Origin of the sequence: Halorubrum cibi (genome assembly GCF_900182635.1) — an archaeon.
In the GTDB taxonomy this organism is placed as follows: Archaea; Halobacteriota; Halobacteria; order Halobacteriales; family Haloferacaceae; genus Halorubrum; species Halorubrum cibi.
The window spans coordinates 156579-178951 of record NZ_FXTD01000005.1 but is presented as its reverse complement, the minus strand read 5'-3'; the positions used below and the strand labels follow the sequence as shown (position 1 = coordinate 178951).

Annotated in this window: 26 protein-coding genes; 16 read left to right on the top strand and 10 right to left on the bottom strand. The window is 68.6% G+C overall.

Going from position 1 to position 22373, the window contains the following annotated elements:
* Positions 1-109 precede the first annotated feature (109 nt).
* Positions 110-304 (bottom strand): cold-shock protein, encoded by a 195-nt coding sequence (locus FN829_RS08345; RefSeq protein WP_004046659.1) that lies wholly within the window; start codon positions 302-304, stop codon positions 110-112.
* 327 nt (positions 305-631) lie between these two features.
* Here FN829_RS08345 and sdhC point away from each other — a divergent pair, with 327 nt between their 5' ends.
* The 6 genes from sdhC to FN829_RS08310 all read left to right on the top strand — a co-directional run bounded on the left by sdhC (position 632) and on the right by FN829_RS08310 (position 5371).
* Entirely contained in the window at positions 632-1057 is a 426-nt protein-coding gene (gene sdhC / locus FN829_RS08335) for a succinate dehydrogenase, cytochrome b556 subunit (protein WP_142986518.1), read from the top strand.
* A gap of 1 nt (position 1058) precedes the next feature.
* Positions 1059-1430 (top strand): succinate dehydrogenase, encoded by a 372-nt coding sequence (locus FN829_RS08330; RefSeq protein WP_142986517.1) that lies wholly within the window; start codon positions 1059-1061, stop codon positions 1428-1430.
* 3 nt (positions 1431-1433) lie between these two features.
* Positions 1434-2330, top strand: a complete 897-nt coding sequence (locus FN829_RS08325; protein WP_142986516.1) for a succinate dehydrogenase/fumarate reductase iron-sulfur subunit — start codon at positions 1434-1436, stop codon at positions 2328-2330.
* Between the two features lie 43 nt (positions 2331-2373).
* Entirely contained in the window at positions 2374-4203 is a 1830-nt protein-coding gene (locus FN829_RS08320) for an FAD-binding protein (RefSeq protein ID WP_142986515.1), read from the top strand.
* Between the two features lie 225 nt (positions 4204-4428).
* Positions 4429-4656: a helix-turn-helix domain-containing protein gene (locus FN829_RS08315; protein ID WP_142986588.1), complete on the top strand. Its 228-nt coding sequence runs from the start codon at positions 4429-4431 to the stop codon at positions 4654-4656.
* Between the two features lie 79 nt (positions 4657-4735).
* Positions 4736-5371, top strand: a complete 636-nt coding sequence (locus tag FN829_RS08310) for a uracil-DNA glycosylase (RefSeq protein ID WP_142986514.1) — start codon at positions 4736-4738, stop codon at positions 5369-5371.
* 15 nt (positions 5372-5386) lie between these two features.
* On the opposite strand, the gene FN829_RS08305 is transcribed toward FN829_RS08310, so the two are convergent.
* The gene (locus FN829_RS08305) at positions 5387-6553 is read right to left on the bottom strand and encodes an NAD-binding protein (RefSeq protein WP_142986513.1); all 1167 of its coding nucleotides are present in this window, start codon (positions 6551-6553) and stop codon (positions 5387-5389) included.
* Positions 6554-6682: 129 nt separating this feature from the next.
* Here FN829_RS08305 and FN829_RS08300 point away from each other — a divergent pair, with 129 nt between their 5' ends.
* The 6 genes from FN829_RS08300 (at position 6683) to FN829_RS08275 (ending at position 11205) form a co-directional block, all read left to right on the top strand.
* Entirely contained in the window at positions 6683-7981 is a 1299-nt protein-coding gene (locus tag FN829_RS08300) for a potassium channel family protein (protein ID WP_142986512.1), read from the top strand.
* Positions 7978-9291, top strand: coding sequence for a cation:proton antiporter regulatory subunit (locus tag FN829_RS08295; RefSeq protein ID WP_394348704.1), 1314 nt, complete (start codon positions 7978-7980; stop codon positions 9289-9291). The genes FN829_RS08300 and FN829_RS08295 overlap by 4 nt, the downstream gene beginning before the upstream one ends.
* A gap of 25 nt (positions 9292-9316) precedes the next feature.
* Positions 9317-9589 carry a ubiquitin-like small modifier protein 1 gene (locus FN829_RS08290; protein ID WP_142986511.1) on the top strand — a complete coding sequence of 91 codons (273 nt, stop codon included), beginning with the start codon at positions 9317-9319 and terminating at the stop codon, positions 9587-9589.
* A 91-nt stretch (positions 9590-9680) separates the two neighbouring features.
* Positions 9681-10730, top strand: coding sequence for a deoxyhypusine synthase (locus tag FN829_RS08285; RefSeq protein ID WP_142986510.1), 1050 nt, complete (start codon positions 9681-9683; stop codon positions 10728-10730).
* 62 nt (positions 10731-10792) lie between these two features.
* Positions 10793-10993: a hypothetical protein gene (locus tag FN829_RS08280; RefSeq protein WP_142986509.1), complete on the top strand. Its 201-nt coding sequence runs from the start codon at positions 10793-10795 to the stop codon at positions 10991-10993.
* Entirely contained in the window at positions 10990-11205 is a 216-nt protein-coding gene (locus tag FN829_RS08275) for a hypothetical protein (protein WP_142986508.1), read from the top strand. Before FN829_RS08280 ends, FN829_RS08275 begins: the two co-directional genes overlap by 4 nt.
* Before the next feature lie 77 nt (positions 11206-11282).
* Here the strand turns inward: FN829_RS08275 and FN829_RS08270 are convergent, their stop codons facing one another.
* From FN829_RS08270 to FN829_RS08260, 3 genes are all read right to left on the bottom strand, one after another.
* Entirely contained in the window at positions 11283-12308 is a 1026-nt protein-coding gene (locus tag FN829_RS08270) for an LLM class flavin-dependent oxidoreductase (protein ID WP_142986507.1), read from the bottom strand.
* 139 nt (positions 12309-12447) lie between these two features.
* Complete coding sequence (locus tag FN829_RS08265; RefSeq protein ID WP_080505266.1) at positions 12448-12624, bottom strand: 50S ribosomal protein L37e; 177 nt, start codon at positions 12622-12624, stop codon at positions 12448-12450.
* Complete coding sequence (locus tag FN829_RS08260) at positions 12621-12863, bottom strand: LSM domain-containing protein (RefSeq protein ID WP_142986506.1); 243 nt, start codon at positions 12861-12863, stop codon at positions 12621-12623. Before FN829_RS08260 ends, FN829_RS08265 begins: the two co-directional genes overlap by 4 nt.
* Before the next feature lie 302 nt (positions 12864-13165).
* On the opposite strand from FN829_RS08260, the gene FN829_RS08255 reads away from it, so the two are divergent.
* From FN829_RS08255 to arcS, 3 genes are all read left to right on the top strand, one after another.
* The gene (locus FN829_RS08255) at positions 13166-14518 is read left to right on the top strand and encodes a ribonuclease J (protein WP_142986505.1); all 1353 of its coding nucleotides are present in this window, start codon (positions 13166-13168) and stop codon (positions 14516-14518) included.
* Positions 14515-15561, top strand: a complete 1047-nt coding sequence (gene idsA3, locus FN829_RS08250) for a geranylfarnesyl diphosphate synthase (protein ID WP_142986504.1) — start codon at positions 14515-14517, stop codon at positions 15559-15561. Before FN829_RS08255 ends, idsA3 begins: the two co-directional genes overlap by 4 nt.
* A gap of 68 nt (positions 15562-15629) precedes the next feature.
* The gene (arcS, locus tag FN829_RS08245) at positions 15630-17456 is read left to right on the top strand and encodes an archaeosine synthase subunit alpha (RefSeq protein WP_142986503.1); all 1827 of its coding nucleotides are present in this window, start codon (positions 15630-15632) and stop codon (positions 17454-17456) included.
* 33 nt (positions 17457-17489) lie between these two features.
* On the opposite strand, the gene FN829_RS08240 is transcribed toward arcS, so the two are convergent.
* Genes FN829_RS08240 through mch form a run of 4 tightly spaced genes read right to left on the bottom strand, consistent with a single transcriptional unit; the run spans position 17490 to position 20593 of the window.
* Entirely contained in the window at positions 17490-17864 is a 375-nt protein-coding gene (locus FN829_RS08240; RefSeq protein ID WP_142986502.1) for a nuclear transport factor 2 family protein, read from the bottom strand.
* Positions 17861-19066: a potassium channel family protein gene (locus FN829_RS08235; RefSeq protein WP_142986501.1), complete on the bottom strand. Its 1206-nt coding sequence runs from the start codon at positions 19064-19066 to the stop codon at positions 17861-17863. The genes FN829_RS08240 and FN829_RS08235 overlap by 4 nt, the downstream gene beginning before the upstream one ends.
* Positions 19067-19100: 34 nt before the next feature.
* Complete coding sequence (locus tag FN829_RS08230) at positions 19101-19655, bottom strand: hypothetical protein (RefSeq protein ID WP_142986500.1); 555 nt, start codon at positions 19653-19655, stop codon at positions 19101-19103.
* Complete coding sequence (mch, locus tag FN829_RS08225; protein WP_142986499.1) at positions 19655-20593, bottom strand: methenyltetrahydromethanopterin cyclohydrolase; 939 nt, start codon at positions 20591-20593, stop codon at positions 19655-19657. Before mch ends, FN829_RS08230 begins: the two co-directional genes overlap by 1 nt.
* 200 nt (positions 20594-20793) lie before the next feature.
* Here mch and FN829_RS08220 point away from each other — a divergent pair, with 200 nt between their 5' ends.
* Complete coding sequence (locus FN829_RS08220) at positions 20794-21894, top strand: hypothetical protein (RefSeq protein ID WP_142986498.1); 1101 nt, start codon at positions 20794-20796, stop codon at positions 21892-21894.
* 26 nt (positions 21895-21920) lie between these two features.
* On the opposite strand, the gene FN829_RS08215 is transcribed toward FN829_RS08220, so the two are convergent.
* Entirely contained in the window at positions 21921-22340 is a 420-nt protein-coding gene (locus FN829_RS08215) for a hypothetical protein (RefSeq protein WP_142986497.1), read from the bottom strand.
* Positions 22341-22373 lie beyond the last annotated feature (33 nt).

Genomic DNA, 22373 nt, shown 5'->3' with positions numbered 1-22373 from the left:
CGGACGCGATCGCCGGGTGACTCATTCGCCCCGTCAGATCGTGACACGACGCCGTCGCTATCGGGTGTAGAACAGTCGAAAAGCCGATACAACAGAACGTTCTGACGCCTTACAGACGGGTGACGTTCGTCGCGCGCGGACCCTTGTCCGCCTCCTCGATGTCGAACTCGACTTCCTGACCTTCCTCCAGGTCCGGGCCGCCGACGTCCTCCATGTGGAAGAACACGTCCTCGTCCGCGTCGTCAGTCTCGATGAATCCGTAGCCGCCAGTGTCGTTGAAGAAGTCAACTTCGCCTTTCGCCATTGCGTCCGTACTGGCGGGAGGAGTACATAAAAGGCTTCCGCGACCGACCCGCGAGCGACAACGGCTGACACACGCGTGTGAACGGTGAGACGAACACGGGACTCGAACGCGAGAGCGACCTTCACGAACGCGACGATCGACCTTCACGAACGCGACGATCGACCGCGGCGGAACCGGACCGATCGATCGCGGGGGAGTTTGACGGATCGACCGCCGGGAAGTTGGACGGATCGATCGCCGGGAAGCTGGACGGATCGACCGCCGGGAAGCTGGACCGATCGGCCGTGGTAGTAACTACTATACGACCCCGGTACCGAGGCCCTACGTATGAGTCAGTCGTACAATCGAGGCCTCATCGAGGACTTCAGTCGGTGGCGGGAGTTCGAGGCCGGCATGTGGGCGTGGATATTTCATAAGTTTACGGGGTGGGTGCTCATCGGGTACCTCTTCACCCACATCGCCGTCTTGAGCACGGCGATCCCCGCGTCGGGGGCGGAGACGGCCGTGCTCCAGGCGGGCAACGACGTGTACACCCAGACGATCGTCTCGCTCGAGGGGCTGTTGCTGGTTCGGGTCCTCGAGGTCGGACTGCTCTCCGTGGCCGTGTTTCACATGCTCAACGGCACGCGCCTGCTGTTGGTCGATCTCGGCGTCGGATTGGAGTCACAGGACAAGAGCTTCTACGCGTCGCTGATCCTGACCGGGGCCATCACGGTCGCGTCGGTTCCGACGTTCATCGCGGGGGCCTTCTGAGATGGCACAGCGCTACTCCTCGTTCGACAAAGGCGGGCGGATGTGGCTGCTCCAGCGGGTCACGGCCGCGTTCCTGCTCGTCGTGTTGGCGTTCCACTTCTTCCTTTTACACTTCGTCCACCACGCGGACGAGGTGTCCTTCCTGATGAGCGCCGGCCGGATGGAGACCGTGAGCTACTACTCGCTCATGGTGTTGTTCCTCCTGACGGCGACGTTCCATGGCGTCAACGGCGTCTATAACGCGCTCGTCAATCAGGGACTCACGGGAACGAAACGCACCGTCATCAAGTGGACGCTCGTCGCGGCGAGCGTCGTCCTGATCGTCCAGGGGATCCGGACCGCGAACGCGTGGGCGGGGATCCCGCTTTACTGAACCATGAGCACGCAGATACCCAAACAGACCGAGAAAACGGAGGAGACGGCGGCCGAAACCGAGACGGAGGCCCCCTCAAAGGGGGACGAGCGCCGGGCGGAGAAGCGCCGGCGGGCCGACGAGCGGCGCCGCCAGCGCGAGGTCGAGGAGGCCGAGAAGGCGGCGGCCGACGAGAACACCGTCGAGTTGCGCGTGTTCCGGTACGACCCCGACATCGAGGGGAAACAGGAACCGCGCTTCGACACCTTCCACGTCCCCTTCACGAAGGGGATGACGGTCCTCGACGCGCTGATGTACGCGCGCGACACGTACGACTCCTCTCTCACCTTCCGCCACTCCTGCCGGCAGGCGGTGTGCGGCTCGGACGCGATGTTCGTCAACGGCGGACAGAAGCTCGCGTGTAAGACCCAGATCGACGAGCTCGAGGAGCCGATCCGCGTGGAGCCGCTGCCGCACGCCGAGGTCACGAAGGACCTCGTCGTCGACATGGAGCACTTCTACGACCAGATGGAGGCGGTCGAGCCGTACTTCCAGACGAACGAGTACCCCGACGGCGAACTGGAGGAGCAGCGCCAGAGCAGGGAGAACCGCGAGAAGGTCAAGATGTCGACGCGGTGTATCTGGTGTAGCGCGTGTATGTCCTCGTGTAACATCGCCGCCGGCGACAACGAGTACCTCGGCCCGGCCGCGATCAACAAGGCGTACCGGTTCGCGATGGACGAGCGGGAGGGCGAGGACGTGAAACAGAAGCGCCTGGAGATAATCGAGCAGGAGCACGGCGTCTGGCGGTGTCAGACCCAGTTCTCCTGTACGGAGGTGTGTCCGAAGGACATCCCCCTCACCGAGCACATCCAGGAGCTGAAACGTGAGGCGGTCAAGAACAACCTGAAGTTCTGGTAACGGATCGGATACGAACTCACCACCACACCACTATCACAACACCATGTACGAACACGACGTCGTCGTCGTCGGCGCGGGCGGGGCGGGCCTCCGCGCGGCGATAGCGGCACAGGAGGAGGGAGCCGACGTGGCGATCGTCTCGAAGCTACACCCGGTGCGGTCACACACCGGTGCGGCGGAGGGCGGAATCAACGCGGCGCTCCGGGACGCGGACTCCTGGGAGGACCACGCGTACGACACGATGAAGGGATCGGACTACCTCGGGGACGCGCCCGCGGTCGAGGCGCTCTGTAAGGAGAGCCCCGAGGAAGTGATCCAGCTCGAACACTGGGGGATGCCGTTCTCTCGCGAGGAGGACGGTCGCGTCTCCCAGCGTCCCTTCGGCGGGCTCTCGTTCCCGCGCACGACGTACGCGGGCGCGGAGACTGGCCACCAGATGCTCCACACGATGTACGAGCAGGTGGTCAAACGCGGGATCACGGTGTACGACGAGTGGCACGTGATGGACCTCGTCGTCACCGACGAGGACGACCCAACCGACCGGAGCTGTCACGGCGTCGTCGCCTACGACATCCAGCGCGGCGAGGTCGACGGGTTCCGCGCGAGCGGCGGCGTGATCTTGGCCACCGGCGGGATGGGGCAGGTGTTCGATCACACCACGAACGCGGTCGCGAACACCGGCGACGGGGTCGCGATGGCCTACCGCGCGGGCGTGCCGATGGAGGACATGGAGTTCATCCAGTTCCACCCGACGACGCTGCCTTCGACGGGCGTGTTGATCTCCGAGGGGGTCCGCGGCGAGGGTGGGATCCTCTACAACGAGAAGGGCGAGCGGTTCATGTTCGAGCACGGCTACGCCAACAACGACGGCGAGCTCGCCTCCCGCGACGTGGTCTCGCGCGCCGAGCTGACCGAGGTCAACGAGGGCCGCGGCATCGAGGACGAGTACGTCCACCTCGATATGCGCCACCTCGGCGAGGAGCGCATCCTCGACCGGCTGGAGAACATCCTCCACCTCGCGGAGGACTTCGAGGGCGCCGACGGATTGACGGAGCCGATGCCCGTCAAGCCCGGCCAACACTACGCGATGGGCGGCATCGAGACGAACGAGCACGGCGAGACCGCCATCGACGGGCTCTACGCCGCCGGCGAGTGCGCCTGCGTCTCCGTTCACGGCGGCAACCGCCTCGGCGGGAACGCGCTCCCCGAACTCATCGTCTTCGGCAAGCGCGCGGGCAACCACGCGGCCGGCAAGGAGATGGGCGAACCCGAGATCCCGACCGGCAAGACTGGCGACTGGGAGTCCGCGGAGTACGAGTTCGAGGTCGACGTTGGAACGGTCGGCGACCGCGGCCCGGCGGCGGCCGACGGCGGCGCGGTTGCGGCCGACGCCGAGGGGCTGCTCGAGGCGGAGATAGAGCGCGCCCGCGAGCGCGTCGAGGATCTGCTCGCGCGAAAGGGGCGCAACCACGCGGAGATCCGTTCCGCGGTCCAGGAGACGATGACGGCCAACGTCAACGTCTTCCGCGAGGAGGAGGGGCTCAAGCAGTCGCTCGAGGACCTGCGTGAGGCGCGCGAGGCGTACACGGAGGTCGCGGTGTCGGACCCCTCGCGGACGTTCAACACGGACCTCATCCACACGATGGAGACGCGGAACATCCTCGACATCGCGGAGGCGCTGGCGATGGGCGCGCTCGCGCGCCGGGAGTTCCGCGGCGCGCACTGGCGCAAGGAGCGTCAGGAGCGCGACGACGAGAACTGGCTGAAACACACGCTCATCTCCTGGAACGACGGCGAGCCCGAACTCTGGTACAAGCCCGCCATCCTCGAGGGCGAGGCCAAGACGTACGAGCCGAAGGTCCGGTCGTACTGAGGCGACGCGGAGTTCGCTCGGCGTCGCGGATCGCTCACGGTTTCTCATAAGTCGACGGTCGAAAGTACGGACCGGATCCGGCCGCGTCCGCCCCGAACCTACCGCTGCGGGGACGACCCGACCCGACGAGAAACGCTTCGACGAGCGCTGTCTCCGCCATCTCCAGGAATTCGACGATCGTTGAAATAGGGATTTATTATCGTCGAATTCATGGACCAGCGTACGATGTTAGAGACGGAGACGGCGTACGCGGCGACCCCCGCGCTACCGCCGGAGCTACAGTCGCCGCGCGCGAAGCTGGTGTACCTCTATCTGACGACCAACGGTCACGCGACGGTCGGGGAGATGGGCGACTCGCTCGGGATGAAGAAACTGTCGCTGTACAGCGTCCTGAAGACGCTGCGCGAACGGGACCTGATCGACCGCAACGGCGACGCCTACGCGCCGACTTGAGGCGGTGGGGTTCGCTTCCCTCCGCGCCACGCTCGCGACGGCCCGCAGACTTTAGGTCCTCGTGTGCCGCAGTACGGCCGTGGACGCAACCCAGGAGGAGTTCGCGAACCCGTTCGGGATGGACCTCGACTGCGAGAACTGCCCCGAGCTGTGTGGCCGCCGCGACCGGGTGGTTCACGGCTTCGGCGACGTGGGCGCGGAGTTCCTCGTCGTCGGCGAGCGCCCCACGGCGGCCGCCGAGCGGAACGGCATCCCCTTCACGGGCGAGGGCGGTGGCGAGCGCGTCCAGTCGATCCTCGCCGACCTCGGCTTCGTCAGGTCGTCGCCGGACGCGGCCGAGCCGGACGTCCAGAACGTCTTCTTCACGAACCTCACGCGCTGTCGACACCCGAATCGCGAGCCGACCGACGAAGAGGTGACGACCTGCGAGCCCTTCCTCAACGCGGAGATTCGGATGATCAACCCGCAGATCATCGTGGCCGTCGGCGAGCGGGCGCTCCGCGAGCTGGCGGTGGCGTACACGACCCGACGGCCGGACTCCTTCGACGTCGCCGCCGAGCACGCGACGACGATCCGCGGCCGCGGCTTCGAGATCGTCCCGATGCGCGAGCCGGAGTCGATGTCCGACGAGGAGGCGGACGCGTTCGTGGAACACATGCGCGAGAACGTGTTGAGCCGGGACTACCGCCAGACGAAGGGTCGGCGGAGTCGGTAGGGCCGGGCCGAGCCGCTACTCCGCCCCGGAGTCGAAGGCGTCGTCGACGAGCCCCGCCATCGACTCGCCGTTCTCGCCGAACGCGCAGTCGATGAGGATGTGGCCGCCGAGCGTCGCCGGCGAGATGACCTGATCCGCACCGGCCCGGCGGAGCTTGTCGATGTTCTCCCGCTGGGTCGCGGCCGCGACGATCCGAACATCGGGGTTGAGCTGGCGAGCGGTGAGGATCGCGAGCGCGTCGCGGGCGTCGTCGTCGGTCGCGACCACGACGGCGCGGGCGTCCTCGATGTGCGCGCGATGGAGCGGCTCCACGTCGCTCGGGTCCGCGGTCAGCACGGGTATCGACCGCTCGTCGAGCCGCCGCGCGGCGGTCTCGTCGGTCGTCACGACGGCGTGTTCGACGCCGTCCCGCTTCGCGAGTTCTTCGAGTATCGGTTCCGTCAGGTCCCCGGTTCCCAACACGAGGACGTGGCCGTCGAGGAGGTCGAACTGTTTCTCTGTCATCTTTCCGAGCGCCTTGGAGAGCTGCGCCTCGATGGCGGGCGTGAGGAGGACCCCGAGCGCGACCGCGAAGGCGGCGACGTTCATCACGAGCGCGGAGAGGACGAACAGCTTGGCTATCTGTGTGTCCGGCGTCACGTCGCCGTAACCGACCGTCGAGGCCGTGACGACGGTGAAGTAGAACGCGTCGACGAGCGTGTCGACGCTTCCGAACTCGTCGCGGAGCGCGTACGACCCCAGGGTGCCGTACGAGATGGCGGCCGCGAGCGCCGCCGCCGCGGCGAGTTGCGTCGGAGATGGGGTGAACGGGCGGTCGAACCGTCCCCGGTTGATCACGAGCGCGGGGACGGAGACGAGAGAGAGCACGACCAACGGCAGCGAGAAAACGGACACCTGGAGGAGCCCTTGGATCGCGGTCAACGGGAGCAGGACCGCCGCGGAGCGCCAGCCGACGCGATACCCTCGCCTGAGCGCGAACCCGCTCCCGAGCATCGCGAAGCCGGTGATCGTCCCGGTGAAGCCGACGGTCCGCCGGATGAGTTCGGGAATGTACGGCGAGAGCGGGCCCTGAACGCTGAAGCCGCTGATGTGTAACAGCCCGACGACGATGGAGAGGAGCGCCACGGCGAACGTCAGAATCACCGAGGCGCGCACCGAGACCCACTCGCGAGTCCGCTCCATAGACACCCGGTGACCGACACCGGACTTAAACCCCTCGCGGACGGCGCGGGAGTCGACGCGCGTCGGCGCGGTCGGTGACGGCCGCGCCGGCGGCGGTACTGGTTTAACCGCTCCGGAAATTGTCCGGGTATGGCTCTGCCCGTCGAGATTCTGTTCGGCATCTACTTGGGAGTCCTCACGGGGATCATCCCCGCGCTGATCGCCGGCGTGTTGGGGTTCATCTTCAAGTACTTCACCGGAGTGACGATCCCCGGACTCGGGGTCGTGGCGCTCGCGCTGGCGATCGCGGGCGTGAACGGCGGACTGCTCGCGTTGAACGACGAGACGATCCGCAGCTCCGACCGCGCGCCGGCGATCCTCACGGCGATCCTCGTCGTGTTGATGCTCTCGCTGTACGCGCACGCACAGGGCGACAAACTCGGTTCGAACGTTCCCAAACGCGTCTCCTTCCGGAAGCTCCGCGAGCGCACCCTCTCGACCGACGTCGTCGAGCTCGTCGGCGGGCGCGGTCAGGTGCGCGTCACCGTCGCCGGCGAGGTCGGCGACATGGAGGGATACCCGCCGCTACCCGCCGAGACTCGACGAGCGATCGCCGAGGGCGAGTGGACGTTCCCCGCGGACGTGCCGCTCGAGGAGCTGGAGACACGGTTCGCGGAGCGGCTGAAGACGGAGCTCGAGCTCGTCGACGTGAGCGTCCGAATCGACGAGGAGGCCCGGGCGACGGTGGCGGCGGCCCCGCCGACGGGCGGGCTCTCCAAGCGCGTCCCGAAGGGGAAACGGGCCGTATCGGTCCCCGCGCTCGTGCCGACCGGACTCGCTCGCGGGGACGTCGTCAGGGTCCTCACGCCCGACCTCGCGGTCGAGGGAACGCTCCTGGCGGCGAGGTCGGGCGGGAACTCCGCCGCCGACCCCGGCGTCTCGAGCGCGGTCGGGGCTGACGGCGACGGTCCGGAGGCGGGTTCACAGCCGGAGCACGGACGGGCGGGTGACCCCCGAACCGACGGCGGCGATCCGGCGGCGACGCCGGCCCCCGCACCGACTCCGACGGCGAGGACCACGACGGGCGGCGAGGGTCGCGTGACCGTCGCGGTTGACCGCTCGGAGGCGGGCCCGCTGCTGCGGGCCGGTCGCGGGCGGGTCCTCGTGTGTTCGCGCGGGACGCGTCGGGAGTTCGAGCTGACGACGCTGCTTCGTCGGGCGGGCAAGCGGTTCCGGAAGGTGAGCGTCGTCGCCGGCGGGGCGCTCGACGGTCACACCATCGGCGAGATCAGCGTCCGGGAGGCGTACGACGTCGCGGTGCTCGCGGCGCGACACGACGCTGAGTGGACCGTTGCGCCGAGCGGGAGCCAGTCGCTCTCGGCGGGCGACGAGCTGTTCGTCGTCGGCACCCGCGACGCCCTCGATCGGTTCGGGGAGGTGGCGGCGTGACGGCAGTCGTTCTCTCCGGAGCCGGAGCGAGGGCGGCCGCGAACGCCGTGAACTTCGGCGACCCGCGCGCGGCGGCGATCACGCTCGTCACGTTCGCGGTCCTCGCCGTAGTCGCCTCGGCGTCGGGTGCGCTCGTCTACCGATGGTACTTCCGGGCGGCGATCCCGGAGGGCGTCGCGGTCTTACTCGGCGTCTCTATCGTCGCGCTGTACCTCAACACCACGTCGCTCGGCGCGCTCGTCAGCACGGAGACCGCGGAGCTGCTCACCGTCGAGACCGTCGTCTTCAACGTGGCCGCGCTCGCGCTCGCGGCGGTCGTCTCCCCGGCGGGCAGGTACGGGGGCGACCGGCTCGCGGTCGACGTCTTCGCGCTGTCGGGGATGAAGGGCATCGAGGGCGAGATGAGCCGGTTCGTCAGGACCGTGGGCCGGATGACGCCCGTGACGCTGCCGGCCACCGACGAGATCGAGGACATGGACACCTACGAGCCGGTCACTCCCGAGAAGAAGGCCGAGATGGCCGAGCGGACGCTGATATTCGCCCGCGGCCTCACGGTCGAACAGCTCCGCGAGCGGCTCGTCGAGCGGGTGAAGACGGACTACGGGGTCGGCTACGTCGACGTCGACGTCGCTGAGGACGGCACGCTCGAGTACTTCGCGGTCGGCTCGCGGGTGACCGGGCTCGGCCCGACGCTCGCGCCCGGCCGGGTCGCGGTCGCGCTCTCCGCGGACCCGCCGAACAACGCGACCGCCGGCGACATGGTCCAGATCTGGCGGGCGGAGCCCGAGCCGGAGCGCGTCGCGACCGGGGAGCTCCGGGGCGTCGCCGGCGACGCCGCCACGGTCGCGCTCGACGAGTCGGACGCGGAGGCGCTCTCGTCCGAGGGCGGCTACCGGCTGGTGACGCTCCCGGCGGAGCCGCAGGCCGACCGCGAGTTCGCCTCGCTGCTCCGCAACGCCGACGAGACGATGGCGACGGTGACCGTCGAGGCGGAGAGCGAACTCGTCGGTACGACCGTCGGCGAGGTGAGCGCGGTCGTCGCCGCGGTCCGACCCGCCGACGGATCGGTCCAGCCGATCCCGCGTCGAGCGTACGCGTTCGCGCCCGGCGACACGGCGTTTCTCGTCGGGCGCCCGGACGCGATCCGGCGGTTCGAGGCGGACGCGAGACGCGTCGAGGAGGGCGGAAGCGGGGAGGAACCCCACGACGCGGGGTCGGACTCCGCGATCGGCGCCGACGACTCGGCGAACGTCGACGACGCGACGGACGCCGAGAGCGGATCGCCGGGCGGTGACGTGACACAACGCTAATGACGCCGCCCCCCGGGGATCGCGTATGGAGTGGAAGCTGTTCGCGGACCTCGCGGAGATCGCCGGCGACCGCGTCGTTGCGGTGAACGCCGAACCGGGCGACACGGTCGGAGACGCGTTCGAGGCCCTGCTCGAGGCGCATCCGGACCTTCGCGACCGCGTGCTCGAGGACGGCGAGGTGGCGGATCACATCAACGTGCTCCGCAACGGGAGCAACGTCCACCACGAGGAGGGGATGGAGACGGTCCTCGAGGCCGGCGACGAGCTCGCGCTGTTCCCGCCGGTAAGCGGCGGGTAGGGCGATCTCAGACGGATAACGGAGCATCGAGGACGCGCTCGTCGGCGGACCGATCGGTCGTTTCAAACGGTCGCGCGTCGCAGTGGCGGACATGAGCGACGAACACGAGGCGGACGCGGACGGTCACGAGGAGGACGCCGGCGGCCACCCTCACCGCGAGGAGTTCGACGACGACCCGGTCGGGCACGCGCGCGTCGGCGCGGGGATGACCGTCGGGGAGCTCCTCGAGACGTACGGCGAGGCGGGGATCGGCGCGGCGGACGTCCACGAGGCGGGCGACGTGCTCGCGGAGATGTTCGGGAACGACGACTGTACGGTCTTCCTCTCGCTCGCGGGCGCGATGGTCCCCGCGGGGATGCGCGGGATCGTCTCGGAGCTGATCCGCGACGGCTACGTCGACGCGCTGGTGACGACGGGCGCGAACCTCACCCACGACGCGATCGAGGCGATCGGCGGGAAACACCACCACGGCCGCACGCACGACCCCGAGAAGACGGAGCGTGAACACGACGAGACCTTGCGCGAGGAGGGCGTCGACCGCATCTACAACGTCTACTTACCCCAGGAACACTTCGCCGAGTTCGAGGGCCACCTCCGCGAGGAGGTGTTCCCTGCGCTCGACGGCGAGGGGTCGGTGTCGATCGCGGACCTCTGTACCGAACTCGGCCGGGCGAACGCCGAGGTGAACGCTCGCGAGGACGTCGCCGAGGACGCGGGTGTCGCCGCCGCGGCCTACGAGTCGGACGTGCCCGTCTACTGCCCGGCGGTCCAAGACTCCGTGTTGGGACTTCAGGCGTGGATGTACGGACAGACGGCCGACTTCACGCTCGACGCGTTGGCGGACATGACCGACCTGACCGACCTCGCGTTCGACGCCGACGACGCGGGCTGTCTGCTCGTCGGCGGCGGCGTCCCGAAGAACTTCACGCTTCAGACGATGCTCGTCACCCCGCGAGCGTACGACTACGCGGTCCAGGTCACGATGGACCCGGCGGCGACCGGCGGGCTGTCGGGAGCGACCTTGGAGGAGGCGCGCTCGTGGGGAAAACTGGAAACGGACGCCCGGAACGCCTCCGTCTACGGCGACGCGACCGTGATCCTGCCGCTCCTCGTCGCCGCCGCCCGCGAGCGGATCGAGTGACTTGGAGAGGGCCGTAATTAGATGTAATTAGATTTTAGTGGCGAGACGGCGGTCCCTCCCACATGAGCGAGTACACGACGATCTCGTTGCGAAAGGAGTTCGTCGCGGACGTCGAGGAGTACATCGAGGAGGAACCGTTCGGCTCGGTCAAGGAGTTCGTGAAACACGTCGTCGTCCGGGAGATGGAATCGGACGACGAGATCGGCGAGGCAGAGGCGAAACAGATCGCCCGGAAGCTCCGGGAGCTGGGGTACATGGAGTGACCCGGAGGGTCGAGGACCGCTTCGCTGGGCTTCCCGACGGGTTCTCGCGGGCCGACCTGATCCTCGCCTGTATGCCGCTTCTGTTCCTCGCCGGCTACGGCGCCGGCGCGCTGGCGTTCGACGGCCGGCCCGCCGCCACCGCGATCGCCGCGGCCGCCTGTGCCCCGCTGATGCTGGAGGGACTCTTCGTGAATCCGCCCGAAGGCGGGTGAGCGAGGGTCGTCGCGGTCGGCGAGTACGAGCGACCGACCATCGCCGTCGACGAGTCGAGCGAACGCCGCCCGGTGTCCTACCCGTCGATCCCCACCGCCTCCGCCAGCAGTTCGTGTGACCGCAGCGCGTCCTCGTGGTCGGGGACGACGTGTTGGATCATCACCTCGTCGACGCCGACGCGGTCGGCAAGCTGGGAGAGGAGGCCGTCGATCGTCTCGGGACCGCCGGAGATCGCCCGCGGCCACTCGTCGGGGTCGAGCGTCGCGGGGGTCGGGTCGAGGACGCCGCCCAGTTCGCCGATCGCCTCCTCGACCGAGGGTGTCGATCCGATCACGCCGCGTCGCATCCGCCTGTAGGTCGCCTCCGCGGGCGCGCGCCGCCGGGCCGCGGCCGCGTCGTTCTCGGCGGCGACCGCGTTGACCGCGAGGGTTCCGTGCGGTTCGTCGGGGCCGTCGGTCACTTCGGAGGGTTCGAAGTGCTCGCGGTACGTCTCGAAGGCGGCCTCGGCGTGGCCGGGCCGGATGAACGCCGCGAAGCAGTACCGCGCGCCGAGTTTCCCCGCGATCTCCGCGCTCGACGGGCTCGACCCGAGCACCCAGGGGACCGGCGGAGCCGCCCCGGACCGGGGGATCTCGAGGTCGGCGTACGCGTGATCTTCGGGGAAGGCGTCGTACAGGTGGTTGATCACCGCGCGGATCTTCTCCGTGTGGTCCCCGTCGGGATCCGCCACCCGTCGGTCCGTGCCGAGCGCGCGATCGGCCGCGGGCGACCCGTTGGCGCGGCCCAGGCCGGCGTCGATCCGCCCCGGCGCGAGCCCGTCGAGCGCGCCGAAGACCTCGGCGACCTTGAACGGGCTGTAGTGATTGAGGAGGACGGCGCCCGACCCGATCCGGATCGAGTCCGTGGCGGCCGCGAGCCGTCCGAGGAGCACCTCCGGGGTCGTTCCCGCGAGTCGCCCGCCCATTCCGTGGTGCTCGGCAACCCAAAACCGCGAGTATCCGAGCCGTTCAGCCCGCTTCGCGGCCTCGACGGTGTTGGCGTAGGCGTCGGCCGCGGTTCCGACCTCGGGAATCGGCGAGAGATCGACGATCGAGAGGTCCATGTCCCGGATCGGAGGTTCCCGTCGTTAACCGTTGGGCTCGCGGCGGGATCGGTGGGTGATCCGTGACGACATACGGAAGCGTTTCGAGGGAGAGCCGCGGCTGGCGGGATCCGGAACGATACGGAGAAACCGCGAGACCTCAGTTGTCGCCGGCCTTCGACTGCCAGGCGTAGTCGCGGCGCTTCGCGGACTTCCCGAAGCCGCACGAGGAGCACCGCTCCTTCGTGAGGTGGTAGGACTTCTCGCCACAGCGGCGGCACTTCACGTGAACCGTCTTGTTCTTCTTCCCTTGAGAGGGCGTACCGGAGCCGGTCATGCTTTGATGGAAACGACGTTATCGCCGCGTATAATCGTTGTGTCTTCGATCGCGACGGCGAACTCGCCGTCGAGATCGTCGTCGACGCGGTCGTTCACGCCCGACTCGGGTTCGATGACGACGTTCATGTGCTGGTCGTAGCCGGCCAGGACGCCGTAGTAGGTCGTGCCGTCCTTGAGGTGTACCGTCACGGGGTCCTCGAGCGACGCTTCGAGCACGTCGAGGGGTCGTCCACTCATTGTCCCTACCGCCTCCCGTCGCGCTATTAAAAATACCGGGAGACGGGCGCTTCGACCGAATGCGAGGAGTTCTCTCCCACGCTCCCGGCGTCGCCGTTGCCTCGCCGCGCCGTCGAACCCGGACGTTTTTAACACGTCACGGTGTATCGGCGAACACCACACTCCCGCGGGACACGGTGAGCCGACGCCGGCTCGGCCGTAGCGGGGCCTTCACCGACACGCGGTTAGACGCCGGGGCTGACGGCTCCTTTGCGGGGAATCAGTGACAGAGCGTCGGAAGACGGCGCTCGAAGACACACACCATGGAAATCGAAATCGCGACAATCGGCGGATACGAAGAGGTCGGTCGACAGATGACGGCGGTCCGTGCGGGCGAGGACATCGTCATCTTCGACATGGGCCTGAACCTCAGTAAGGTCCTCATCCACGACAACGTGGAGACCGAGAAGATGCACAGCCTCGATCTGATCGACATGGGAGCGATCCCGGACGACCGGATCATGAGCGACCTGGAGGGCGACGTCCAGGCGATCGTGCCGACGCACGGTCATCTCGACCACATCGCGGCGATCCCGAAGCTCGCCCACCGGTACGACGCGCCGGTCGTCGCCTCCCCGTACACGATCGAGTTAGTCAAACAGCAGATCTCCGACGAGGGCAAGTTCCAGGTCGACAACGACCTCGTGAAGATGGAGGCCGGCGGCACGATGGCCATCGGCGACTCCGAGCAGGTCGAGATGGAGTTCGTCAACGTCACCCACTCGATCATCGACGCGATCAACCCCGTCCTCCACACGCCCGAGGGCGCGATCGTCTACGGGCTCGACAAGCGGATGGACCACACGCCGGTCATCGGCGACCCGATCGACATGGACCGGTTCGCGGAGATCGGCCGGCAGGACGAGGGCGTCCTCTGTTACATCGAGGACTGTACGAACGCGGGTCGGAAGGGCCGGACGCCCTCCGAGTCGGTCGCTCGCAAGCACCTCCACGACACCCTCAACTCGATCGAGGACTACTCCGGCGGGATCGTCGCCACGACGTTCTCCTCGCACATCGCCCGCGTGAAGTCGCTCGTGGAGTTCGCCCGCGAGATCGGCCGCCAGCCCGTGCTGCTCGGCCGCTCGATGGAGAAGTACTCCGGCACTGCGGAGCGACTCGACTTCGTCGACTTCCAGGGCGACGTCGGGATGTACGGTCACCGGAAGTCCGTCGACCGCGCGTTCAAGCGGATCATGAAGGAGGGGAAGGGCAACTTCCTCCCCATCGTGACGGGCCACCAGGGCGAGCCGCGCGCGATGTTGACCCGGATGGGTCGCGGCGAGACGCCCTACGAGCTGGAGAACGGCGACAAGGTCGTCTTCAGCGCGGGGATCATCCCCGAGCCGACCAACGAGGGCCAGCGGTACCAGTCCGAGCAGTTGCTCCGGATGCAGGGCGCCCGCATCTTCGACGACATCCACGTCTCCGGCCACCTCCGCGAGGAGGGGCACTTCGAGATGCTGGACACGCTTCAGCCCCAACACGTCATCCCGGGCCACCAGGACCTGAAGGGGTTCTCGCCGTACGTCGGGCTCGCGAAGTCGCAGGGGTACAAGCTCGGTCGTGACCTCCACGTCACGCAGAACGGCAACACCGTCCAGATAGTCGAATGACGACCGAGACGACGGAGGCGCGGGTGCTCGACGCCATCCGCGAGCGGCGCGACCTGGTCAACGCCGCTATCGACGAGGAGTTACCCGTACAGCGCCCGGAACGGCTCTACGAGGCGTCCCGGTACATCCTCGAGGCGGGCGGCAAGCGGCTCCGACCGACGGTCACGACGCTGGCGGCCGAAGCCGTCGCCGGAATCGCGCCGATGAGCGCCGACTTCCGAGAGTTCGACGCGCTCGACGGCGAGCCCGTCGACGTCATGCGAGCGGCCGTCGCGATCGAGGTGATCCAGTCGTTCACGCTGATCCACGACGACATCATGGACGAGGACGACCTCCGGCGCGGCGTGCCCGCCGTCCACGAGAAGTACGACGTGTCGACGGCGATCCTCGCCGGCGACACGCTGTACTCGAAGGCGTTCGAGATCATGAGCGAGACCGGGGCGGACCCGGCCGACGGCCTGGAGGCGATGCGGCTTCTCGCGTCGACGTGTACGCAGATCTGTGAGGGCCAGGCGCTCGACGTCGCCTTCGAGTCCCGCGACGACATCCTTCCCGAGGAGTACCTCGAGATGGTCGAGTTGAAGACCGCCGTGCTGTACGGGGCCGCGGCCTCGACCGCGGCGGTCCTGCTCGGTGCCGACGACGAGACGTCGGACGCCCTGTATCAGTACGGGATCGACTCCGGTCGGGCCTTCCAGATCCAGGACGACGTGCTCGATCTCACCGTCCCCTCCGAGGAGCTCGGCAAACAGCGCGGGTCCGACCTCGTCGAGGGGAAGGAGACGCTGATCACGCTTCACGCCCGTCAGGAGGGCGTCGACGTCGACGGCCTCGTCGACGCCGAGACGCCCGCCGAGGTGACGGAGGAGGAGGTCGACGAGGCGGTGGCCGTCCTCGAGGAGGCCGGCTCGATCGCGTACGCCCGCGAGACCGCTGCGGACCTCACCGCTCGCTCGAAGGAGCACCTCCAGGTGCTTCCCGAGAGCGACTCTCGGGCGCTGCTCGAGGATCTCGCGGACTACCTCATCACGCGCGGGTACTGATCGCCGAGCGCGGAACGCGACGGAACTCGGAACACAAGAGAGTTGAGCGTCCCCCGGCGAGGGGACGTATGACCGACCACTTCGAGGTCCACGAGCGCGACGGCGCGGCCCGGATCGGGGAGCTTCGGCTCGCCGACCCGGTGACCACGCCGGCGCTCGCGGACCCGTTCCTCGCCGACGCGGGGAGCCTCTGGACCGCCGACCACGAAGTACCCGAGGGCGACGAGGCGGCCCTCACCGTCCTACCGCATCGGTCGTTCCCGGCGGGGACCCGCGAGGAGGTGCGCGAGTCGTTCCGGGTGGATCACCCCGCGATCGACGCGCCGACCGCCGCGGTCGTCGACAGCGAGGCCCCCCGCGACGTCGGTGCCGACGCCTACGTTCTCGCGGACGCCTCCGGATTCGTCGGCCACGGCGAGGCGTTCCGCGACGCGATCCTCTCGGCGAAGGCGGCGCTGCCGGCCGACACCGCGCTCCTGCTCTCGGGCGTCGCCACGCCGCTGAACGTCGCCCTCCTCGCGTACGCCGGCGTCGACCTCGTCGACGCCTCGCTCGCGCGGACGAAGGGGACGCAAGGGATGTACCTCACCGCCGACGCCGAGCACTTCCTCGAGGACCTCGAGGAGTTACCGTGCGCGTGTCCGGCCTGCGCGACGCCCCGCGAAGAGTTCACCTGCACCGACTGCGCCGCACACAACGTGAACGCATTGGAGGCCGAGCTCCGTCGCGTCCGCGAGCGGATCCGGGCCGGGAGGCTGCGGGACTACATCGAGGGACAGGCGCGCCACGAGCAGTGGCTCACCGCCGCGTTCCGCGAGTTCGACGACCAGTGGGGGTACCTCGAGGAGCGGACGCCGCTGATGCGCGACGCCGAGGTGACGGCCGCGACGAGCGAGACCCTCGACCGCGTCGAGATTCGCCGGTTCGCCGACCGCGTCACGAGCCGCTACCGGAACCGGTTTTCCGACCAGCCGCTGGTGTTGGTCCCCTGTTCGGCGACGAAGCCGTACAGCGACTCCCAGAGCCACCGCCAGTTCCACGACGCGGTGAAGTGGCGCGGCCACACGGTCTCGATGACCTCGCCTATCGGCGTGGTGCCCCAGGAACTGGAGACGACCTACCCCGCCCAACACTACGACTCCGTCGTGACCGGCGACTGGAGCGAGGACGAGATCGGGTTCGTCGCCGAGGTGCTCCGCCGGTATCTGACTCGGAACGAGTACTCCCGCGTGATCGCGCACGTCCCGGAACACGGCTACCGCGAGGTGTGCGAGCGCGTCGAAGCCGATCCCGAGATCGACGTTCCCTTCGAGTACACCTGCGTCGACCACCCGACGACCGACGAGTCGCTGGGGGAGTTGAACGCCGCGCTCGACGGCGAGCCCGCATACAGCAAGCGCGAGCGCGAGCACAACACGGTGAAGGCGATCGCCGACTACCTCCTCGGCGACGGCGCGGGCGACGACCTGTTCGGCGGCCCCGGCGACGGTGACGGGAGCGACGACGCCGGCGACGCGATCCGCACTACGGGCCGCTACCCCAAGCTCCAGGTGTGGGGCGACGACCCCGACGCCGGCCGCGAGGGCGAGCCGGGCGCACAGCTCGCGACCATGGTTCCGCAGTACGGCACCCTTTCGTTCACGCTCGAAGGCGCGCGCCGGTGGGTCGAGAGCGACGCGCCGACGAAGCGCGTCGAGATCGACTCCTTCGTCCCGCACGGCTCCGTGCTCGCGCCGGGCGTCGTCGACGCCGACGACGGGATCCGCGTCGGCGACGAGGTCGTGATCGAGGGGCCGAGGGCGTTCGCGGTCGGCCGCGCGGAGATGTCCGGCCCGGAGATGGTCGAGTCGACCCGCGGCGTCGCCAGCGAGGTGCGCCACGTCGACGAGAAGTAGGCAACCGCGCCGCGGTCGACGAGAGTTCGGGGACTACCCGTCCGTCCGGACGTACGTCCGCAGCGCGGTCAGCCGACCGTCCTCGACGTCGAAGACGTCGACGAACGCGAACAGCTCGTCGCCGTCCGCGTCGAGGAGCCGTCCCTGGACCGCCACGCCCGTAGGGCCGGCGGGATTCGGCGGGTCGTCGCCGTCGGGATCCGACTCGTACACCGCGTCGACGACGTGTTCGGTGTCGGTCATCGGTCGCTCGTCCCGCATGAACGCGACGAACCGGTCGCGTCCCTCGAGCGTGCGGTCGGGTCGGCGGTGGACGAAGCTCGGGTCGAGGAGGGCCGCGAGCCGGTCGTACTCGCCGGCGTCTATCGCCTCGTAGTAGCGTCGGACGGGGCGGGTCGTCGGGGTCACGTCGCCAGGGCCGCGAACTCCGCGGCGGAGGTCCGCGTCCCCTTCGAGATGATCGCGTCGCCGGCGCGGATCGTGGTGTCGAGGTCGGGGCCGACGAGCCACCCCTCGTCGGGGCGGCGGATGGCGAGCACGCTCGTGGCGATCTCGGTCGCCGGGACGCCGGCTTCGATCCGAGTTCCGGCGAGTTCGCTGCCGCGACCGACCCGGGTTCGGGTGATGATCTCGTCGGACTCCTTGACGGCCATCTCGACGACGGGGTGGACGCCGATGTCGCGTATCACGCCCTCGGTGATCTGGAGGGCGGCGTCCGAGATCTCCTCGGTCGCGACCCCGAGGTGGATGAGCCCCCGAAGCGAAACCGGGTCCTCCGCCTCCTTGGCCGCTCGCAGGGTCCACGCCTCGAACCGCGACTGGAGCGCGTCGACTTCGATCTCGAGGTTACTCACCTCCTCGGCGAGCTCCTCGTTGTCGAAGAGCACGGAGCCGTAGGCCAGATCGACGGCGAGTTCGGAGAGGTTCTTCATCAACACGATCGAATCGACCGCGCGCTCGAGGTCGTCGATCGCGGGCTCCGGCGCGTCGTCGAGTTCGAACGGCTCGCCCGTCAGCGTCGGATGTACCTCCGCGACGCCGCCCTCCGGCCCCCGAAGCAGCGTCACGTCGCCGCGTTTCAGTCGGGTCGTCGGGCCGGGGTTGAGGATCCAGTCGTCTCCGCGATGGATGGCGATCACCCGGACGCCCGTCTCGGATTCGAGATCGACGTCCCGAAGCGTTCGACCGCTGTAGGTCGACTCGTCGGCGACGGTGCCGCGGACGAGCGTCTCGACGCCCTCGGTGAGCGCGCCGCGCATCGCCTCCGGAAGCCCGATCTCCTCGATCACGATCTTCGCGATGTCGCCGGCGGCTCCGGACACCTTGTCCGCGGCGGCGACGACGCCGAGCACGGGTGCGAGCGTCTCCGCCTCGTTGGGGTTTCGCGCCGCGAGCATGAGGCTCATCCGGGCGCGCATCTGGAGGACGTCCATCCGGTGTTCGAGTTCGACGACCTCGCGTGCGACCGAGGGGCTGGCGTGAAGCACCGCCGAGTACGACAAGTCGATGAGGAGCTCCGCGGTGTCCTTCATCTCCACGAGGAGCTCTTTGACGCTCGCGGGCTCGTAGGACACCGTCTCCCGCGATCGCCGCCCGTGGAATCGTCCCATACGACTCCGTCTCCGGCTCCGGGCAAAAGGCTTGTTACGCGCCCGAGAGGGCGTCGCCGGCGACGTATCCTCGCCCGGGGTCGTCTGGAGCGCACTCGCCGTCGAGGCCCTCGTCGCGCTCGATCAGCGCGGCCAGATCGACGAGCGCGAGCCATCGGAGGAGGCGGTCTGCGCGGTTACGCCAGGACCGCTCCCAGTCGGCGTCGCGCGCGCGGTCGTGTCGCGGGACCGACTCCCGAGTCGCCGAAAAGAGCGTCTCCGCGGTCACCGGCTCCGCCGGCGACGCCGCCCGCAACAGCGAGAGCGCCTCGGGGACGAACAGGACCCCATCGCGAAGCCCGTTCCGCACCGACTCCGGCGTCGGCTCCGTGTCGGTTCGGACGAACCCCCGCGGCGTCTCGCGTGCGAGCTCGAGCGTCCGGAGGAACGCGAGCCAATCGTTCGCGCGCTGGCGGCTCGGGAGGTCGCGGCGGTCGCGCAGCCGCGCACAGCAGTCGTCGGTGCTGCCCGGCACGAGCGGGACCGCCCGCTGGAACTCGGCGAGCGTCGCGAGGTCCGCGGGCGGTTCGGGGACCGGCTTGATACGCATCAGCGGTAGCCGAACGACTCCGCGAGCAGCGCCTCGTCGGTCTCGCCCACGGTGTAGACGGGACCGTCGACCACGTCGACGGTGACCTCCGCCGGCGCGAACACGCTTTCGGGAACCTCGTAGAAGTCCCAGTCGGCGTCCTCGAACACCTCCAGGAAGGGGGTTCCGTAGTCGTCGCGCACGGTGGAGACGATCTCGTCGAACCGGTCGTCGTCGCGCGCGACTTGGAGGTGGACTTTCCCGCCGTACGCCAACGCGTCGTTCGTCCGGCCCATCGCGCGGTCCTCGTCGCGGGTGACGGGCGCGATCGGCGCGCTCCCGGACGCGTAGAGCACGTCGGTCGGCTCGTAGCCGATCTCGAGCAGGCGGAAGACCGCGAGTTCCGCCGCGCGCGCGGCGGTCGAGACGGATCCCGCGGTGGAGCCGGTGGCGTACGTCGGGAGGAAGACGCCCTCGGGATCGACCTCGGCGAGGTCGGCGACGTGCTCGGCGACCTCCTCGTCGGGAAGCGACGTGGACTCGATCGCGAGGGTGGCGAACTCCGAGGAGTCGTAGTAGCCCACGCGCTCGAACTCCGTCTCCTGGCCGACGAGCGCGCGTGCGGGCCCGGATCCGAGCCCCTCGAACCCGCTCTCGAACGCCAGCTCCCAGCCCGCTTTCTGCGAGCACAACAGCGCGACCGCGGGGTGATCCGTCGACAGCTCGACGTACCCGCGGGGCGCGCCGGCGACCTCGCCCATCCGGGTGTTCACGCTCGCCAGCCCGGCGGTCTGGATCTCGGCTAAAAGCAGGCCGGCCTCGACACCGCCGTTGGCGTCGACGCCGAAGTCGACAACCGTCGCCCCGTTCTCCAACTCGTACCCCGCCACGTCAAGCTCGCCCGCGAAGTCGAGCGCCTCGTCGACGAGCTCGATCGCGGTCCGGTTGATGCTCTCCATACGGCCCCTTTCGTGTCCCCACCTAAGGGGTTTGCCGGTCGCGGCCGCGGGATCGGGGCGGGTCACCCCGGGATCCGCACCGACGGGTCCACGACGGGAATCGTTCGTATATCCCGTACACATAATGACATTATTTTATGGTTTATAGAAAATAATAATCCAGTTATTATTTCATTTTCGAAATTAATGACGTGTCCCGTATGTCGGACCGATCCGATCCTGCGCTCGACGGGGCAAACGGAGAGAACGACTCGATTGACGGGCGTCGCTTCACACCCGACCGGCGGACGCTTCTCGGGTCCGCCGTCACGGGAAGCGCGCTTCTCGGCGGCATCGGCGTCACCGGGGCGGCGGGACAGGGCAACGGCAAGGGAAGGGGTAAGGGGAGGAGTAACGAGGACGGGAACGACGGTTCGGGCGGGTTCCCGCCCGACGGGATCACCGAGTACGGACGGGCCGTGAATCTCGGGGACGGCCGAGTGCGAACGTTCACCAGCGAGACGTCGTCCGGCGAACCGAAGTACCACGGCGTCGAGTTCGACCGCGACGCGTTCGACGGTCTCCCGGAAGCGGACGACCTCGCGGACGCCGACAACCGGGCGGAGACGGACAAGTACCGAGAGGACGGTCAGGCGGCGACCGTCCACTTCAAGGAGTCGCTCCAGTTCTTCGTGCCGTTTCCGGACGCGGCGGAGACGCCGTTCACCTTCCTCGGACTCAACTGGAACCCGGGCGGCCACTTCGGCGGCAAGGGCGCGTGGTTGAAACCCCACTTCGACGTCCACTTCCACATGCTCGACCCGGCGACGGTCGACGCCATCGAGGGACCGGGGCTCCCGCCGTACGACACCGGCAACGACGAGTACACGTCGGGACCGGGACCGGACGACGAGGGCAAAGTCACCGAGACGAACTTCGATTTCGATCAACTCCCGGAGGGGTACGAACGCGCCCCGGATCCCGTCGTCGACCAGCGGTACATCCGTGACATGGGCGAACACACTGCGCCGTCTGATGCCCCCGAACTCCCGGACGGCCCCGACGACGTGGGCGATCCCGACGGATTCAGCAACACGCTCATCCAGGGGTTCGTCGGCGACGAGGAGGGGTCGCGGCTGGCGTTCGTCGAACCGATGGTCACTCTCGAGTTCCTCGAGGGCTTCGACGGAACCGAGAAGTACGACGTCCCGCAGCCGAGAGAGTACCCACACGACCTCCGACATCCACGCGGCTACAGCGTTCGGGACCTCCCGTCCAAGGACGCGATCGCCATCGTCCTCGAGGACTTCGAGGAAGTCTGACGTACCGGGAGGAGCCCCGAGTTCCGTCAACGGAACCCGTCGGGACCGCCCGGCCCCGCCGGCCCGGAGAGTCTCCAGCTCGGGTCGATCGTCACGAACTCGCTTTCGGCGCGGGGGTCGATCTCCCTCCCCTCCTCGTAGCGGACGAACGAGAGGTAGAAGGGCTCGCCGCAGCCGTCGGCCGCCGGCGACGGGTCGTCGCCGCTTCCGTCTCCGCTCGTGTCACCGACCCCGTCCCCGTGCGGGTCCCAGACGACCCCGTCGCTCTCGCCGCAGACGAACCGAACCCCGTCGGCGGCGTCGCCCTCGAACGGCTCGTCGGGGTCGGCGTACGTCCAGCCCTCGAAGGGGTACGGCCGCACCGCCTTGTCCGCGAGGTACCCCTCGCGGTCGATCTCGACGATCGTCTCACAGCGCGGGCAGTGGTAGGTGACGGGATAGCCCATACGTCGGGTACGAGCGGAGCCGATAAACACCCG